This is a genomic window from Streptomyces sp. NPDC001068 (genome assembly GCF_042897315.1).
GTDB lineage: Bacteria > Actinomycetota > Actinomycetes > Streptomycetales > Streptomycetaceae > Streptomyces.
This window is the reverse complement of record NZ_JBIAYD010000003.1, coordinates 410,845-428,939: the sequence shown is the minus strand read 5'-3', so window position 1 is coordinate 428,939 and position 18,095 is coordinate 410,845. Positions and strand designations below refer to the sequence as shown.

11 protein-coding genes are annotated in these 18,095 nt (G+C 73.5%); 8 read left to right on the top strand and 3 right to left on the bottom strand.

Features of this window, described 5'->3' with window-relative positions:
- Positions 1–43: 43 nt before the first annotated feature.
- Complete coding sequence (locus ACFY3I_RS11335; RefSeq protein ID WP_390860364.1) at positions 44–1,369, bottom strand: M14 family zinc carboxypeptidase; 1,326 nt, start codon at positions 1,367–1,369, stop codon at positions 44–46.
- Between the two features lie 212 nt (positions 1,370–1,581).
- On the opposite strand from ACFY3I_RS11335, the gene ACFY3I_RS11330 reads away from it, so the two are divergent.
- The 3 genes from ACFY3I_RS11330 to ACFY3I_RS11320 all read left to right on the top strand — a co-directional run bounded on the left by ACFY3I_RS11330 (position 1,582) and on the right by ACFY3I_RS11320 (position 6,381).
- On the top strand, positions 1,582–2,889 hold the full coding sequence (locus ACFY3I_RS11330) for a HesA/MoeB/ThiF family protein (RefSeq protein ID WP_390860363.1): 1,308 nt from the start codon (positions 1,582–1,584) through the stop codon (positions 2,887–2,889).
- Entirely contained in the window at positions 2,886–4,133 is a 1,248-nt protein-coding gene (locus ACFY3I_RS11325) for a hypothetical protein (RefSeq protein WP_390860362.1), read from the top strand. The genes ACFY3I_RS11330 and ACFY3I_RS11325 overlap by 4 nt, the downstream gene beginning before the upstream one ends.
- Before the next feature lie 76 nt (positions 4,134–4,209).
- On the top strand, positions 4,210–6,381 hold the full coding sequence (locus tag ACFY3I_RS11320; RefSeq protein WP_390860509.1) for a DEAD/DEAH box helicase: 2,172 nt from the start codon (positions 4,210–4,212) through the stop codon (positions 6,379–6,381).
- A gap of 19 nt (positions 6,382–6,400) precedes the next feature.
- Here the strand turns inward: ACFY3I_RS11320 and ACFY3I_RS11315 are convergent, their stop codons facing one another.
- Positions 6,401–7,402: a LacI family DNA-binding transcriptional regulator gene (locus ACFY3I_RS11315; protein ID WP_390860361.1), complete on the bottom strand. Its 1,002-nt coding sequence runs from the start codon at positions 7,400–7,402 to the stop codon at positions 6,401–6,403.
- A gap of 259 nt (positions 7,403–7,661) precedes the next feature.
- Here ACFY3I_RS11315 and ACFY3I_RS11310 point away from each other — a divergent pair, with 259 nt between their 5' ends.
- The 5 genes from ACFY3I_RS11310 to ACFY3I_RS11290 are packed head-to-tail and all read left to right on the top strand — an operon-like array spanning position 7,662 to position 16,594.
- Positions 7,662–8,996 (top strand): ABC transporter substrate-binding protein, encoded by a 1,335-nt coding sequence (locus ACFY3I_RS11310; protein WP_390860360.1) that lies wholly within the window; start codon positions 7,662–7,664, stop codon positions 8,994–8,996.
- Between the two features lie 7 nt (positions 8,997–9,003).
- A complete protein-coding gene (locus tag ACFY3I_RS11305) occupies positions 9,004–9,954 on the top strand; it encodes a carbohydrate ABC transporter permease (protein ID WP_390860359.1) in 951 nt (316 codons plus the stop codon).
- Positions 9,955–10,004: 50 nt separating this feature from the next.
- Positions 10,005–10,811, top strand: a complete 807-nt coding sequence (locus ACFY3I_RS11300; RefSeq protein ID WP_365294075.1) for a carbohydrate ABC transporter permease — start codon at positions 10,005–10,007, stop codon at positions 10,809–10,811.
- Between the two features lie 23 nt (positions 10,812–10,834).
- A complete protein-coding gene (locus ACFY3I_RS11295; protein ID WP_390860358.1) occupies positions 10,835–13,564 on the top strand; it encodes an alpha-mannosidase in 2,730 nt (909 codons plus the stop codon).
- Positions 13,565–13,603: 39 nt separating this feature from the next.
- On the top strand, positions 13,604–16,594 hold the full coding sequence (locus tag ACFY3I_RS11290) for a glycoside hydrolase family 2 TIM barrel-domain containing protein (RefSeq protein ID WP_390860357.1): 2,991 nt from the start codon (positions 13,604–13,606) through the stop codon (positions 16,592–16,594).
- A 182-nt stretch (positions 16,595–16,776) separates the two neighbouring features.
- On the opposite strand, the gene ACFY3I_RS11285 is transcribed toward ACFY3I_RS11290, so the two are convergent.
- A complete protein-coding gene (locus ACFY3I_RS11285; RefSeq protein ID WP_390860356.1) occupies positions 16,777–17,949 on the bottom strand; it encodes a serpin family protein in 1,173 nt (390 codons plus the stop codon).
- Positions 17,950–18,095 lie beyond the last annotated feature (146 nt).

Genomic DNA, 18,095 nt, shown 5'->3' with positions numbered 1-18,095 from the left:
CGATTCCGCGCGAGGGACGTCCGGGCCGGTGGGCCGGGGGCGGTCAGCGCAGGGCGGCCAGCGCGCTCTCGGCCGCCGCCAGCACCGTGTGGGTCTGGTGGGCCACCTGCCGGTGCACGGGCACCCGGCGCAGGCGCAGGGCCAGCTCGAAGTCCGTGGCCCACGCGGTGAAAAGCTCGTCCAGGCCATGGCGCAGCCCCGGCGCCGCGGGGTCCTTCGCCGCCTCCAGCAGCCGCAGCAGCAGGCCCGCCGCGCGCAGCGGCTGCCGGCGGGCCACGACGTCCAGCGCGCAGACCTGGGCTCTCGTCAGCCCCGGTGGACCGCCGTCCGCGGCCTGCCGGGCGAGCGGCGCCCAGGAGTCGGCGACCAGGTCGTAGAGGCCGCCGGCCATCCACTCCAGCACGCGCCGGGGCGCGCTGTCCTCGGGCGCGGGCAGGAAGGGGCGGGCTTTGTCGAGGACGGCGGTCACCTGCCGTCCGCCGTCCCGTACCAGCCCGGCCAGGTCGTGCAGGACGGATCCGGCCTCCGGGTGCGGAGAGGGGTCGTCGGCCAGGTCGGTGGCCCACATGGGCACCTCCACGATCGCCGTGACCCCGCCGTACCGTGCGGGTGCGCACCAGGTGGACGCCCCGATGTTCTCCGAGCCGGCGGCCAGCCGGGCGGTGCTCTCCGGCGGCGGCAGCACGTAGACGCCGGGTCCGGGGTTCTCCCAGTACAGGGCGTCGAAGGTGCCGTGCTGGAGCGGGATGTCCAGGGACGCGGCGGACTTCGCGAACGGTGTGACGAGTTGGGGGAGGGGCCGGGTCAGCTGGACCCAGCTGCCGCCCGCCTCGACGCTGTGCAGGGAGCACTGCAGGAGCGGTCGCAGTTCGTCGACGACGTCGAACAGCGCCTGGCTCTCCGGGAGGTGCCGCGACTCGATCGGAGCCCACTCGGGCTGTTCCGCCGCGACCGGGCGGTAGGCGGCGCGGTAGTAGTCGGCGAGGGAGTGACCGGTTGTGGCGGTCGCCTCCTCGATGCCCTCGCTCAGCGCGGCGCCGTCCGGGTCGAGGCACAGGACGATGTCCCAGGTGACGAGGGACGGGTCGGTCGCGCCGGCCGGCCGGCCGCCGCCGGGCGCCGGCGTGGCGCTCGCGACCAGTTCCGCCAGGGCGATCGCGGTCGTGCCGCCGACGGGTTCGTCGGGGTGCGGGCGGGCCACCACCAGGACGTGGTGCGGCCCGTGTCCCACGGACAGCATCAGGATCGGGCGGCCCGCCCGGGAGGTGCCGATCCGGCGCAGCCGGCCGGTCCCCGGGAACCGGGAGACCAGCCGCCGCGCGGAGTCGGCGACCTCCGCGACCGTGAGGTAGCGGTCAGGCGTCGGCACCTGGTCAGCTGCCGCCGTTGCCACCGCTGTCGCCGGTGGTCTCCTTCTTGTCCAGCGGCCTGATCTCGATCTTGTTCGGCATGCCGGCTCCTTCTGCCAGTGGCTGGGGCGTGCGGTGATCGACGTGCTCTTGCCAGAGTTCGCCGCGCCGGTGACCCTTGTCAACGTCCTTGCTCCGCTGGCGAGTTGAGACTCAGGAGATTGGCGCGAACATGACGGTACCCGCGATGCGGCGGCCCCGGATCAAGCCGGAACACCGGGCCTACCGGACCGTCGACGGCCATGTGCGGATCGGAAGCGTCGTGCACGGCATCGGCGCCGAGGTCACGGACCCCGACGGCTGGGTGTGGACGCTGGTCGAGACCATGGACGGCACCCGCAGCGCCGCCGACGTCGTCGCCGAGGTGGGCCGCCGCCACCCGGGACTGCGGCTGCCGCCCCCGGACATCGCGCAGGCGATCACCGACCTGACCGCGGCCGGGTACGTGGAGGAGGCCGGGGCCCCGCCGCCGGCCGAGCTGTCCGAGCGGGAACGCGAACGGTACGGCAGGGGCATGACCCTGCTGCGCTGGATGGACCTCCGGCCCCGGGAGAGCGCCTGGGAGCCGCAACTGCGGCTGCGCCGGGCCCGGGTCCTGCTGGTCGGCGTCGGCGGTACCGGCGGGGCGGCGGCCCGGGACCTGGTGGCCTCGGGGGTGGGCCGGCTGCACTGCGTCGAACCGGACGTCGTCGAGCTGTCCAACCTCAACCGGCAGACCCTCTTCGGCGAACGCGACCTCGGTACGCCCAAGATCGACGCGGCGCTGACCGCGCTGCGCGCCCTGAACTCGGACGCGACGGTCACCGGTGAGCGCCGGGAGGTGCGCGGCCCGGCGGACCTCGAAGAACTGCTGGCCGCGGGTTGCGGCGACGGCGCCGGCTACGACGCGCTGCTGCTGGCCGCCGACCGGCCCGCGGCGATCCGCCGGTGGGCCAACCAGGTCTGCCTCGCCACCGGCACGCCGTGGGCCGAGGCCGGGTACCGCGGTCCGCTGGTCAGCGTCGGGCTGTTCGAGCCGGGCCGGGGTGCCTGCTGGGAGTGTCTGCGCGACGCCGAGGCCGAGCGGCGCGACCTGCGGCTCGCGCCCGGACAGGACGAGGAGGCCGCCTCGCCCCGGATGCCGTGGAACCCGGTCAACGCGGTGACCGCGGGTCTGTCCGGCAGCCTGCTGGCGCATGCCGCGCTGATCCTGCTGTGCGGGATCCCGCCCGTCGGCCCCGGCTGCCGGTTCGGCCTCAACCTGATGCTGCCCGGCGACCCCGTCACGCAGCGCACGGACCGCCGCCCCGCCTGCCCCGCCTGCGGCCCGGCCGGCGCGGCGGGCCCCGACCGGACCGCCGGGAGCCCCGATCGGACCCCCGGGGACCCCGATCGGACCGCTGGGGGCCCCGATCGGACCGTCGGGGGCCCGGACCGGACCGCCGGGAGCCCCGATCGGACCGCTGGGGGCCCCGACCGGACCGTCGGGGACCCCGCGTGACCGGGACCGCGGTCACCGGACCGCCCCGGATCGAGGCGTCGACCCGGATCCTGCTGCGCGAACTCGGCGTCCGGCGGGACCGGGACGAGTGGATCGTGGGGCGGATGGCCACCCGGACCTTCGTCGCCCTGCCCGCGGCCGGGGCCCGTGCGGTGGAACTCCTCGGCCGGGGACTGAGCGTCGGCCGTACCGCGGAACTGCTGCACGAGGAGACCGGCGAGGAACTCGACGTCGCCGACTTCGTCCGGGACCTGGCCGCCCTCGGGTTCGTGGCGCGGATCGGCACCGGCACCGTCCCGGACACCGTGCCGCCGCGCGCCTCCCTGCCGTGGCTGCGTCCCCGCGCGGTCCGCTTCGTCCTGCACCCGGCCCTCGCGGTGTTCGTCGGGCTGCTGGTGGCGACGGCCGCCGCCGTCCTGGTCCGCCGGCCCGACCTGATGCCCTGCTACCGCGACCTGCTGTGGAGCCCGCACGGCAGCCTGGTCCTGGTCACCGGGGCGGCGGCCGGCTGGGCGCTGCTGTTCGCCCACGAGCTGGCGCACCTGGTCACCGCCCGGGCCGCGGGCGTGCCGGGACGCATGCGGCTGGGCACCCGGCTGCAGTTCCTCGTCATGCAGACCGACATCAGCGGCATCGAACTCGCGCCTCGCCGCCACCGGCTGACGGCCTACCTGGCCGGCATCGCCCTCAACCTGTCCGTCGCCTCGGCCCTGCTGCCGGCCCTCGCCCTGACCGGCACCGGGACCACGGCCCACCGGCTGCTGGCCGCCGGCCTGCTGCTGGCCCTGCTGCCCCTGCCCTTCCAGTGCATGGTGTTCACCCGCACGGACCTCTACTTCGTCCTCCAGGACGTCACCGGCTGCCGGAACCTGTACGGCGACGGTCTCGCCCACGCCCGCTACCGGTTCCGCAGACTGCTGCGCGGCCCGCGCGCCGTCCCCGACGGCGATCCGAGCACCCGGCTCCCCCCGCACGAGCGCCGTGCGGTCCGTCTCTACAGCGTGGTCCTGGTGGCCGGTACGGCGCTGTGCCTGGCGTTCATGGCCGCCGTCACCCTGCCCGCCGACCTCACCCTGCTGGTCCGGGCTGCCCGGGGACTGGGCCCGGACCACAGCCTCGCCCGCAACGCCGACTCGGCCGCCGTTCTGGTCACCCTGGGCGGAATCAACGTCCTCTGGCTACTGACCCGCTGGCGCAACCGAACCCGCCGTCACCCGCCCACGGCCCACCGTCACGACCCCTGACCCACCCGCACCGGGAGCGCGCCCCCGTACCCCCCGATGGGAAAATGCGCGCACGACGCAGGGAGGGGTGGGGGACGTGGGGCGGGTGGAGCGGGAGGCGGTCGGCCGGGGGGCGCGGCTGGAGGCGGCGGCGCGGGACGTCGTCGCCGATCACGGCCGTGCCGTGGACGCCGTGCGCGCGGCGCTGGCGCCGATCCAGGACGCGGCGGTGCGCAGGGAACTGGACGCCATACCGGCGGCCCGTCTGCAGGACGTGACCGAAGGCCGGCTGCGGCTCGGCAGCATCGAGCAGAGCGGGTTGCGCACGGTGGGCGCCGTGCTCGCGGCGGGCCCCTACCGGCTCCGGCAGATCCCCGGGGTCGGGCAGCGTACCGTCGACCAGACCCTCGCCGCCGCCCGCCGGCTCGCCGAGGCGGTGCACGAGACCGTCGCCGTCCACATCGACGTGGACCACCCGGCCCCGGAGACCACCGCCCTGGTGCGGGCGCTGCACGTCCTCGTGGAGGCCGGCCCGGACGCCCGGCGCGCCCTCGACCGGGCACGTGAGCTGATGCCGCGGCTGCGACCGCTGCTCGCCGACGCCGGGCCCGCCGCCGGGCGGCTGCGGATGCTGCTGGCGGGCCGGGAGCGCAGGGCCCGGGCGCTCACGGCGGTGGAGGAGCTGCGCGCCCTCCTCGACGAGACCGAACGGGCGGGCCTGCCCGCGCTCTTCGCCCAGGCCTCGGTGGACCTGCTGCGCGGCCCGGAATCGGAGGTCGCCGCCTGGGTGGACTTCGAGCTGCGCTCCGCCGAGTACTACGGCCTCCTCGCGGAGATCTCGGGCCGCGCGCCGGACGCGGCGGCGGCCGAGGGCTTCCTGCCGGACGAGATCGCCGAGCGGGTCCGCCGCCAGCAGCTCGACGACACCCACCGGCGGGTCTCCCTGCGCGGCTACCAGGCCTTCGGGGCCCGTTTCGTGCTCGCGCAGCGCAAGGTCGTCCTGGGTGACGAGATGGGGCTCGGGAAGACCATCCAGGCGATCGCCGTCCTGGCGCATCTGGCCGCCGAGGGGCAGAGCCACTTCATGGTGGTGTGCCCGGCGAGCGTCCTGGTGAACTGGAGCCGGGAGGTCGAGGCCCGCAGCTCCCTGCGCGTCCTGGTGCTGCACGGCCCCGACCGGCAGGACGCGTTCGCCGACTGGAAGGGGCGCGGCGGGGTCGCGGTGACCACGTTCGACGCGCTGCGCGGATTTCCCGCGCCGGGTGGCGGCGAGGTCGGCCTGATCGTGGTCGACGAGGCGCATTCCGTGAAGAACCCGCAGGCCAAGCGGTCCCAGGCGGTCGCGGAGTGGGCCGGGCGCTGCGACCGGGTGCTGTTCATGACCGGAACGCCGATGGAGAACAGGGTCGCCGAGTTCCGCAGCCTGGTCGGCATGCTCGACCGGGGCGTCGCGGACGCCCTGGGCGACGGGGACGCCCTCGCGGGATCAGTGGCCTTCCGCAAGGCCGTCGCCCCGGTCTACCTGCGGCGCAACCAGGAGGACGTGCTGACGGAACTCCCGAGCCTGCAGCACACCGACGAGTGGGAGGAGCTGAGCGCGCCGGACGAGGAGGCCTACCGGGAGGCGGTGCGCGCCGGCAACTTCATGGCGATGCGGCGGGCCGCGTACGCGCGCCCGGAGCGGTCGGCCAAGCTGGACCGGCTCCGGGAGATCGTCCGGGAGGCCGGCGAGAACGGGCAGAAGACGGTCGTCTTCTCCAACTTCAAGGACGTCCTGCGGGTGGTCGGTGAGGCGCTCGCGGCCGACGGCGCCGACCTGTTCGGACCGCTCACCGGTGCGGTTCCCGCCGCCCGGCGGCAGCTGATCGTGGACGACTTCGCGCAGGCGCCGGGCCCGGCGGTGCTGACCGCGCAGATCCAGGCCGGGGGTGTGGGCCTCAACATGCAGGCCGCCTCCGTGGTCGTCATCTGCGAACCGCAGATCAAGCCGACCATCGAGCACCAGGCGGTGGCCCGCGCGCACCGGATGGGCCAGGTCAGGCCGGTCCGGGTGCACCGGCTGCTGGCCACCGGCGGGGTGGACGAACGGATGGTGGCGATCCTGGAGCGCAAGACGCGGCTCTTCGACGCGTACGCCCGCCGCAGTGCCGTCGCCGAGGCCACCCCCGACGCGGTCGACGTGTCCGACACCGAGCTGGCCCGCCGGATCGTCGAGGAGGAGCAGGCCCGGCTGGGTATGGCCGGTCCGGTGTCCGCCGAGCCCGCCTGAGCGCTCCCGGGGCCGCCCGCTACGACGATTCCCGCACCAGCAGTTCCGCGCCGACCGTCAGTTCGTCGCCGGGCAGCGGTCCGCTGCCGGTGAGCAGGCGGGCGGCCTGGTCGACGGCGAGGACGCCGAGGCGGCGGGTGTCCAGGGCCACCGTGGTCAGCGGGGGTTCCACGAGGGTCCCGAGCTGGAGGCCGTCGAAGCCGATCACCGCGAGGTCCCGGGGTACCCGCCGGCCGAGCCGGCGGGCGCCGCGCAGCGCGCCTATCGCGATGATGTCGTTGAACGTGAACACGGCGGTCAGGTCGGGGTGGCGGGCGAGCAGGTCCTCCAGCGCGCTCTCGCCGCCCTCGACGCTCTGGTCGGCGCGGGCCACCGCGGAGGCGTCCAGTGCGCAGGCGGCCATCGCGGTGTCGAACCACTCGTGCCGGATGCTCGGCCGGGAGCGTTCGGCGTGGTCCAGCATGCCGATGTGCCGGTGACCGGTCTCGGCCAGGTGCCGGATCGCGGCGTGGACGCCCGACTCGCCGTCGATGCGGATCGAGCGGAACCGCTCGGTGCGGTGCTCCCGGTCGATGAGCACCACGGGCAGGCCCCGGGTCAGTTTGTCGATCTCGTCCTCCGGCAGGCTGAGGTAGCCCACCACCGCGTCCACCTGGGTGGAGATCACCTCCAGGGTGGCCCGTTCCTCCTCGGCCCGGTCCCCGGTGTCGTACACGACCACGTGCCAGCCGTGGGCGCGTGCGGCCTCCAGGGCGGCGGCGGCGACCTCGGTGAAGAACGGGTTGAGCAGGTCGGGGATGACCAGACCGACGCTGATCGTGTCCTGGCGGACCAGCCCCCGGGCGAACCGGCTTGGCCGGTAGCCCAGTTCGAGGGCGGCGTCGAGGACCCGCTGCTTGGTGGAGGCGCCGATCTCGCCCTTGTCGTTCAGGGCCCGCGAGACGGTCTGCCGGGACACTCCCGCGGCTTCGGCCACATCGTCGATCGTCACCCGGCGGGGTCCGGTCCCCGACGACGCCATCACATACCTCCGCGTAGATGCCGACGCGCGTGCGCCGAAGGGACACCGAGTATGCCCCGTACCGTCAGAGTCTTGACACTCCGGCGTACCGAAGCACACACTCCATTTCGCCTAACCGTTACCGCTCCCGTGAGCGCTCACGTTACCGCTCACGGAACCCCATTCCAACCAGAAGTTCCAACCAGAAGGCATCCGCCTCCAGGTGTCAACGTCGACCCCGCCCGGCCACCGCTGCCAGGCGTTCTCTGGAACGGAAGATATGAGCAGCACAGTCACGCGCGTCCGCTTCGGTATCGCGGCCGTCACCGCAAGCCTCGTCGCACTCACCGGATGCTCGTCCTCCGGAACGTCGGACAAGGCGGCCGCCTCGTCCTGCGCGCCGGCCAAGGGCAAGGTCACCCTCCAGTACTGGAACACCGTTCCGGGCATGGACAAGGTCGTCGCCGTCTGGAACAAGCAGCACCCGGACGTCCAGGTCGAGACCAAGAACATCTCCAACGACCAGTACGGCACCCTCGGCAACGCCCTCAAGGCGGGCAAGGCGCCGGACCTGGCCCAGGTCGGCTACGACGAACTGCCCAACCTGCGCACCCAGAACGCCTTCGTGGACGCCTCAGCCTGCAAGGCGGCCACCGCGGCCAAGTCGAAGTTCGTGCCCTGGACCTGGTCGCAGACCAGCTTCGGCAACACCGGCGTGTTCGCCCTCCCGCAGGACACCGGCCCGATGGCCCTGTTCGTGCGCAGCGACATCTTCAAGAAGCACGACGTCGCCATCCCGACCACCTGGGACGAGTACGCGGCGGCGGCCGAGAAGCTGCACAAGGCGGACCCCAAGCTCGACATCACGTTCTTCGACCCGAACAACGCCGAGTGGTTCAACGGCCTGCTCTGGCAGAACAGCGCCGAGATGTACGGCTACTCCGGCGGCAAGTGGCAGGTGAGCGTCGAGTCGGACAAGAGCAAGCAGGTCGCCGACTACTGGCAGAAGCTGATCTCCGGCAAGCTGGTGCGCACCGACCTCGCCAACGGGTCGACACAGATGTACGCGGCGTTCCAGAAGGACCAGGTCGCCAGCTACGTCGGCGCCGCCTGGGGCTACAGCATGTTCCGCGACAACCTGCCCAAGCAGGCGGGCAAGTGGTCGATCGTCCCGATGCCGACCTGGGGCACCGGCGGCGCCTCCGGTGACTGGGGCGGCTCGACCGTCGCCTTCATGAAGGGCAGCAAGCACCTCTACGAGTCCGTCGAGTTCAACACCTGGCTGAACTCCGACCCGCAGGCGCTGGCGATGGAGAACGAGCTGGGCGGTCTCTACCCGGCCGCCGTCGACGGGCTGAAGCTGCCGGCACTGTCCAAGGGCGTGCCGTACTACAACAACGAGAAGATCTTCGACGTGTTCGCCGACTCGTCCAAGAAGATCGACACCAGCTTCAGCTGGGGCCCCACCCAGAAGACGGTCAACCTCGCGCTCCAGGACGCGATCGCGAAGGCCGCGGCCGGTGACGGCACCCTGACCGACGCGCTCGCCACCGCCCAGGCCGCCGCGCTGAAGTCGATGAAGGACCAGGCCATTCCGGCCGAGGCGGGCAAGTGACCGCCGCATGACCGACATCGCGACCCGCCCGAGCCGTGCGGTGCCGCCGTCCGGGAGCCGCCGTCGTCGTCTCGACGGCGGCGGCCCCCGCCTGGGCACCGTCGCCGCCTTCGTCACCCCGTTCTTCCTGCCGTTCCTGCTGTTCTACCTGGTGCCGGTCTGCTACGCGCTGTGGCAGAGCTTCCGGGTGGTGCGCCGCAGCGGCGGGCAGTACGGCACCTCGTACACGACCTTCGGGGGCTTCGAGCAGTACTCCCAGGTGTTCCAGAACACCGAGTTCTGGTCCAGCATCGGCCGGATCGGCCTGTTCGGCATCGTGCAGGTGCCGGTCATGCTGTTCGTCGCGCTGGTCATCGCGCTGCTCCTGGACACCCCGCTGCTGAGGGCGAAGGCCTTCTTCCGGATCACCGCGTTCATGCCGTACGCGGTGCCCGGCGTGATCGCCGCGATCATGTGGTCGTACCTCTACTCGCCGCAGCTCAGCCCGGTCGTCGACCTGCTGAACGGGATCGGGCTGCACCCCGACTTCCTCGGCCCCGGTGCCGTGCTGTGGTCGGCGGCGAACGTCTCCACCTGGCTGTGGACCGGCTACAACATGCTGATCATGTTCTCGGCGCTGCAGTCGATCCCGCAGGAGCTCTACGAGGCCGCGAAGCTCGACGGCGCCTCCAACTGGGCCATCGCCTGGCGGATCAAGGTCCCGATCATCGCCCCGTCGATCGTGCTGACCACGGTGTTCTCGATCATCGGCACGCTCCAGCTGTACGCCGAGCCGGCCGTGCTGCGGCAGATCTCCTCGAACATCTCCAGCACCTACACCCCGAACATGCTCGCCTACACGGTCGCCTCCGGGAACAACTACCAGCAGGCAGCCGCCATTTCCGTCGTCATCGCCGTCATCACCTTCGTCTTGAGCTTCGGGTTCATGCGACTCACCTCGAAGAAGGCCGGACTGTGAGCAACCAACCCTCCGTGAGCAAAGAGAGCCGGGTCAGCCGGGCCGCCGTCATGGGCCTGATGCTGCTGCTGGCCGTGTACTTCCTGCTGCCGGTCTACTTCCTGGTCGTCGCGGCGACCAAGCCGCAGGGCGACCTCGCCACCACCAACGGACTGGCGTTCTCGCACTTCAACCTCTTCGACAACCTGCGTGTCCTGTTCACCCGCAGCGACGGCATCTTCGGCCGCTGGGCCCTGAACACCGTGATCTACGCGGTGCTGGGCGCGGCCGTCGGCACCCTGATCTCCGCGCTGTGCGGCTACGCGCTGGCCAAGTTCAACTTCCGCGGCCGGGAGTTCCTGTTCTCCGTCATCCTCGGCGGCGTCCTGGTGCCCACCACCGCGCTCGCCCTGCCGCTGTTCCTGCTGTTCTCGGCGACCGGGCTGGTCAACACCTACCTCGCGGTGTTCCTGCCCAGCATCGTCAGCCCCTTCGGCGTCTACCTCGCGCGGATCTTCGCCAACTCGGCGGTCCCGCAGGAACTGCTGGAGTCGGCGCGGCTGGACGGCGCAGGCGAGTTCCGGACGTTCTTCTCGGTGGCGCTGCGGCTGATGACACCGGCCCTGGTGACCATCTTCCTGTTCCAGTTCGTGGCCATCTGGAACAACTTCTTCCTGCCGATGGTGATGCTGCAGAAGGAGTCCCTGTTCCCGATCACGCTCGGCCTGTACGAGTGGAACGGCCAGACCGCCCGCGCCCCCGCGCTCCAGCAGTCCATCATCACCGGCTCACTGGTCTCGATCGTGCCCGTGATCATCGTCTTCATCCTGCTCCAGCGCTTCTGGCGGACCGGCCTCGCCGCCGGCTCCCTCAAGTGACCACCCGGAAGGTGCCCCAAGTCATGTCCGACTCCGCCGTCTTCGTGCCCCACTTCCACTGGGACCGCGAGTGGTACGAGCCGTTCCAGGTGTTCCGGCACCGCCTCGTCACCGCCCTCGACACCGTCCTCGCGACCGCCGACGCCGACCCGGACTTCCGGTTCACCGTCGACGGGCAGATGGCCGCCGTCGAGGACTACCTGGAGATGCGGCCGGAGAACCGCGACCGCGTCGCCGCCCTGGTCCGCGAGGGCCGGCTGGCCGTCGGGCCGTGGCTGATCCTGCTCGACGAGTTCCTCTGCGGCGGCGAGACCATCGTCCGCAACCTCCAGATGGGCTGGGCGGCGGCGGAGCGCCTCGGCGGGGCCATGCCCATCGGCTACCTCCCGGACATGTTCGGCCACGTCGCCCAGATGCCGCAGATCCTGGCCCGCGCCGGCATCGGGCACGCGGCGCTGTGGCGCGGGGTGCCCGGCACGGTCGACGGCCACGCCTTCCGCTGGCGCGCCCCCGACGGCTCCGAGGTCCGCACCGAGTTCCTCTTCGACGGGTACGACAACGGACTCGACGTCCTGCTGGTGCCCGACCGGATCCGGGAGGCGCTCGCCGAGTACGCCGAGCAGACCACCGGCCGCTGGGGCGGCGACCCGCTCCTCGCGATGGCCGGCACCGACCACAACGCGCCCGACCCGAAGCTCGCCGACTGGCTGCGGCAGGCCTCCGGCGAAGAGCGGCCGATCACCGTCGCCACCCTCGACGAGTACCTCCGCGAGCACGTACGGGACGAGGTCACCGCGGTCGTCACCGGTGAACTCCGCAGCCACGTGCGCGGCAACATCCTGCCCGGCGTGCTCTCCGTGCGCCTCGGCCTCAAGCAGCGGATGGCGCTCGCCGAGCGGACCGTCGACCACGCCGAGCGGATGAACGCCCTGTGGTCCGAGCGCGACGAGTCGCACTTCCTCGACCTCGCCTGGCACAAGATCATCGAGTCCACCGCGCACGACTCGGTGGTCGGCTCCGGCACCGACGAGACCTGCGACCAGGTCGCCGCCCGCCTCGCCGAGGCCGCCCAGACCGCGCGCGCGGTCCGGGACGCGGCCCTCGCCGAGCCCGCCGCCCTGGTCCCGAGCGACGGCCACCTGGTCGCCAACCCGCTGCCCGTACCCCGCACCGCACTGGTCGAGGTGGACGTCGTCGCCGCCGCGGAGGGCCCGAGCCTGGTCGCGACCACCGCCGACGGCACCACCCACCCCGTCCAGCTGGTCTCCGAGGCACCGACCGTCCTCAGCGACGAGCGGCTCGACGCCTCGCAGCTGGAGCGCGTGCTGCGCCGCATCCACCGCCGCGAGCTGTTCGGCCTGCTCATCGACCGCTACGAACTCACCGCGAACTCCCTGGTCTTCCACCTCGCCGAGGCGCCGGCCGGCTCCTTCGACCTGATGACCCTGCGCGGCGAGGTCGCCGCGGCCGCGGCCGCGCACCCCGGGGAGTGGCGGGTGCTGACCCTGGCCGAGGCCCGGGCCACCGCCCTGGTGGCCGTGCCCGTCCCGGCCGCCGGCCTCGCCGCCTTCCGGGTCGGGCCCGCCGACGGCCGGCCCGTCGCGGAGGTGACCGCGCCGGTGACGGCGACGGCGGACCGCCTCGCCAACGGGCTGGTCGAGGTCGCGGTGGCCGCCGACGGCACCCTGGAGGTGACCGGCGCCGACGGCACCGTCCTGTCCGGGGTGGGCCGCCTCGTCGACGGCGGCGACCGCGGCGACAGCTACAACTACGCACCCCCCGCGCACGACGTCCTGGTGTCCGAGCCGTCCCGGGTCGGCGTCGAACTCCTCGACGGCGGCCCGCTGCGGGCCAGGCTGCGCGTCACCCGCGTCTACGACTGGCCGGCCGCGCTCGCCGCCGACGACCGGGACCGGCGCGCCGCGGGCACCGTGCCGACGCCCGTGGACATGGAGGTCGAGGTCCGCGCGGGCGAGCCGTTCGTCCGGATCTCCACCGCGTTCCTCAACCGGAGCGCCGACCACCGGCTGCGCTTCCACGTGCCGCTGCCCGAGCCCGTCACCGTCTCCGCGTCGGCCGGCCAGTTCGCCGTCACCGAGCGCGGACTGACCGCCGAGGGCGGCTGGGGCGAGTACCCGCTGCCGACCTTCCCGGCCGGCTCCTTCGTGTCGGCGGGCCCGGCCACCGTCCTGCTCGACCACTCCGCCGAGTACGAGATCGTCGACGACGGTTCCGCCCTCGCCCTGACCCTGCTGCGCGCCATCGGCTCCATCAGCGTCAACATCCACCCCCTGCGCGACGAACCCGCGGCGAGCGAGATCCCCGTCCCCGGCGCGCAGGACCTGGGCATGCGCATCGAGAACCGGTTCGCCGTGCTGCCCTCGGCCGACGGCTGGCGGGGCGCGGACGCGGTCGCGCTCGCCGAGGAGTTCCGGGCGGGCGTCCTGGTCGCCCGCGGCACCGCGCCCGGCGGCACCCCGCTGCCCCCGGACGCCACCGGACCGCGGGTCGAGGGCCGGGACATCCAGGTGTCGAGCATCCGCCGGGTCACCGACTCCGAGCGCGGCCCCGGCACCGAGATCCGGCTGGCCGCGCTGCGCGACACCGCCTCCGAGGTCCGGGTGACCGGCGCCTTCACCGAGGCCACCACCGTCGACCTGCTCGGCCGGGCGATCGGCACGGAGCCGGTGACCGGGGACGGGCTCGAACTCGCCCTCGGCCCCTGGGAGATCCGCACCGTCGTCCTCCGCTAGCGGCACAACACCCCCCCTCACTTCGAAGGTTGTGAACTCTTGCGCTCCGAGCACCCCGCGTACGTATCGGACACCGCCCCGTGGCGTGGCGCCCTGCGCCCGGCCCGCTCGTGGCTGCACTCCGACGCCCCCGCCCTCTCGCTGAACGGGGACTGGCGCTTCCGGCTGTCCCCGACCGCGGCCGTCGCCGAGGACTTCGCGGCCGCGGACTTCGACGACGACGGCTGGGACGGCATGCCGGTGCCCGCGCACTGGGTGCTGGAGGGCGACGGGGCCTACGGACGGCCGATCTACACCAACATCCAGTTCCCGTTCCCGATCGACCCGCCGCACGTCCCCGACGAGAACCCCACCGGCGACTACCGCCGCCGCTTCGGCCTTCCCGACGGCTGGTCCGACGCCGAACGGGTTCTGCTGCGCTTCGACGGGGTCGAGTCGCTGTTCAAGGTGTGGGTGAACGGCGTCGAGATCGGCAGCGCGAGCGGCAGCCGGCTGGCCCACGAGTTCGACGTGACGTCCGCGGTCCACCCCGGCGACAACGTCGTCGCCGTCCGGGTGCACCAGTGGTCGGCGGCCAGCTACCTGGAGGACCAGGACCAGTGGTGGCTGCCCGGGATCTTCCGGGACGTCACCCTGCTCGCCCGCCCGGCCGGCGGCATCGAGGACGTCTGGCTGAGGACGGGCTACGACGGCGGGCGCGGCCGGATCGAGGCGGAGATCACCGCCGACCCGAGCGCGTTCCCGGTCACCCTGCGCATCCCCGAACTGGGCGTCGAGCAGGTCTGGGAGACGGCTTCCGACGTGGCGCCGGTCGAGGTGGACGACGTACGGCCGTGGTCGGCCGAACTGCCCCGCCTGTACGACGCCACGGTGTCCTCGGCCGCCGAGACCATCACCCTGCGGGCCGGATTCCGCACCGTGGAGATACGCGGCGACCGCTTCCTGGTCAACGGCAGCCGGGTGGTCTTCCACGGCATGAACCGGCACGAGGCCCACCCCGAGCGCGGCCGGGTCTTCGACGAGGCGCACGCCCGCGAGGACCTGGCCCGGATGAAGCGGTTCAACGTGAACGCCATCCGCACCAGCCACTACCCGCCGCACCCCCGGCTGCTCGACCTCGCCGACGAACTCGGCTTCTGGGTCGTCCTCGAATGCGACCTGGAGACCCACGGCTTCGACAACGACGGCGACTGGACCGGCAACCCGACCGACGACCCCGCCTGGCGCGCGGCCTGCCTGGACCGCATCGAGCGGACCGTGGAACGCGACAAGAACCATCCCGGCGTCGTGATGTGGTCGCTCGGCAACGAGGCCGGGACCGGCGTCAACCTCGCCGCCATGGCGGCCTGGACGCACGCCCGCGACCCCGAGCGCCCCGTGCACTACGAGGGCGACTACACCGGCGAGTACACCGACGTGTACTCGCGGATGTACGCGACCGTGCCGGAGACCGAGCAGATCGGCACCGACGGCTCCACGGCCCCGCTGCTGGGCTGCACCCCGGCCCAGGGCGCCCGGCAGCGCACCAGGCCGTTCCTGCTCTGCGAGTACGCCCACGCGATGGGCAACGGTCCGGGCGGCCTCGACCAGTACGAGGAACTCGTCCACCGCTTCCCCCGGCTGCACGGCGGCTTCGTCTGGGAGTGGCGCGACCACGGCATCCTGGCCAGGTCCGCGGACGGCACGCCGTACTACGCCTACGGCGGCGACTTCGGCGAGGTCGTGCACGACGGCAACTTCGTCATGGACGGCATGGTGCTCAGCGACGACGTGCCGACGCCCGGCCTGCACGAGTTCAAGGCGGTCGTGCAGCCGGTCCGGTTCGCCTTCGACGGCGACGGACTCGCCGTCACCAACGTGCGGCACTCCGCCGACACCTCCGACCTGCGGTTCCGCTGGCGCGTAGAGCACGACGGGACCCTCGTGGACTCCGGGGACCTCGACGTGCCCGCGGTCGCGGCCGGCGAGTCGGCGCGGGTGGCGCTGCCGGCGGTCGCGGTGGCCGAGGACGCCGAGACCTGGCTGACCGTCGAGGCGGTGCTCGCGGCCGCGACCGCCTGGGCCCCCGAGGGCCACGAGGTCGCCACCGCCCAGCTGGACCGCTCGGCGGCGCGGCCGGTGCCCGCCGCCCGGCGCCGTACCGGCTGGCGGCCCGCCGAGGGCACCCTCGCCCTCGGCATCGCCGAGTTCACCGCGGGCTCCCTCACCCGCCTCGCCGCACGCCCCGTCACCGGACCGCGGCTTGAGCTGTTCCGGGCGCCCACCGACAACGACGAGGGCACCTCCGACCGCCTGGAGGGCAGCGACGCCAGCCTCGCCGAGGTGTCCAGCGCCGCCCTCTGGCGGCGCGACGGACTCGACCGGCTGACCACCCGCCGGATCAGCGTGGAGCAGGCCGCGGACGCGCTGCGCACCGTCGACCGGGTCTCCGCCGCGCACTCCGCGCTGTCGGTCACGGTGGAGTCGGTCTGGTCCCTCGAGGACGGCGAGCTGGAACTGCGCGTGGAGATCGAACCCTCGCGCGGGTGGCGGACGGTGTGGCCGCGGATCGGGGTGCACTTCGAACTCCCGGACGGGACGGCCCCGGTGGACGGCGCCGACTGGTTCGGGCTGGGCCCGCACGAGTCCTACCCGGACAGCCTCCGCGCGGCCCGCACCGGCCGCTTCTCCGCCGCCGTCGAGGACCTGGCGGCCGGCTACGCCCGCCCGCAGGAGACCGGGCACCGCTCCCGGCTCCGCCGGCTCACGCTGACCAGCGCAGGCACCGGGGTCCTGGACTTCACGGCGCTTCCCGACACCCGGGGGCGGCGCCCCGGCTTCACCCTGGCCCGGCACACCCCCGGGCAACTCGCCCGCGCCGCCCACCCGCACGAGCTCCCGGAGTCCACCGCCGGCCACCTGATCATCGACGCGGCCCAGCACGGACTCGGCTCCCGGGCCTGCGGACCGGACGTGTTGCCCGAGTTCGCCCTGCGCCCCGAGGCCCGCACCCTCAGGCTGCGCATCACCGGGGGCGGACCGGTGGGCTGAACCCGCTCACGGCGAGCCCGGGACCGGCGTCATCCGGTCCCGGGCCGCCCCGGCGACGGCGTCACCCGGCCCGCACGGGCGTATGCGGTCACCGCCCGTGCGGACGCGTCCGCACCTCGACGCCACCGCGACCGGACGGCGGCACGCCGGGGCCGTCTGTCACGGCCGGCGCACCGCGTCGTTCAGGCCGTCGCCGTCGGTTCCGTGACCCAGCCCGCCGCCAGCACCAGGCGGCTGTCGCGGTGCACGGCGAGGAAGCCGAACGGCCGGTCGAGGACGGCCCGGACGACGGTCGACTCGTGCCGGAACCGCGGCGGCGCGCCCCCCGGCGCCGCCAGTACGGCCGTCACCGCGGCGGCCCGGAAACCCAGCGGTCCGAACTCCGCGACCGCGGACTGCCCGGCCGCCCCGATGGCCAGCGGCGCCGCGCTGATCCCGGGGAAGTGCCCCGTGCGGGCGTCGGCGGCCGTGGACAGCCCGAACAGGCCGTGCAGTTGCAGCAGATCGTGGTCCGCGCGCACCTGGAAGCCGACCGTGGTCACATCCAGCCGTACGGGGTCAGGGGTGGCCGACGGCTGTCGTTCCACGGTCACGCCGGGCCCCGCGGGCCCGTAGGGGAGCCCGCCGCCGCTCGTCACCGGCAGGGCGCGCTCCAGGACGCCGATGCCGGTGTCCAGCACCTGTCCGGGCGCCATCCCCTCCTCGCCGAGCAGCAGGTGCACGTCGAGGGCGTTGCCGCCGGGCACCTTCACCGTGGTGACCTGCCCGTCCGGGCCCTCGGCCACCCCGATCCGGTCGGTGCGCACACTGCTGCGGTGCAGGCCGGCGAGGTCGCGGCCCTGCCAGGGTCCGGCGGCGGGCCGCAGCACGGTCTCCTGGAAGGGCTGCCGCCAGTCCGTGTGCAGGGCGAGCGCGGTCGCCAGCACCATCCGGGCGTCCTCGGCGAGTTTGACCGGCAGCCGCCCGACGAGACCCTCGGTGCGCCCGGCCGCCCACGCGTCCAGCGCCCGCTGGGAGTCCGCGGGGTCGGCGCCGAGAACACCGTGCGCGTGGGCGGGCAGCCCCGCCGCCCACCGCTCGCCGAGTTCCAGCGCGCGGTCGGTCCACAGTCCGAGGGCCGCGCCGACACCGTGCATCGAGGCGAGCCCGCCGAGTAACTCCCGGGCACCGGCCGCCGCTTGGTCGGCGGGCAGGCCCACCGCCCGGGTCAGTTCGTCACGGGCGGGGCCCGTGGCGCCGTCGGCGAGGAAGGCGAGCAGCGGCCAGACACCGGCCGCCGAGAACACCGTGCCCTGTCTGGTCCGCCGCGCCCAGGCCGCGGTGAGCGCGTTGACGGCGCCGACGGTCTCGTTCATTCGTCGTCCTCCCAGGAATACTCGGCCGGTCGAAGCGGGCGCCGGCCCGGCCCGTGGCGGGCCGGACGGCTCTCCCCACCCTCGTGCCGCCCCCGTTCACCGCGCGCTTACGATGCGCGCAGTCGTACATCAGTTCAGCCGTCGGT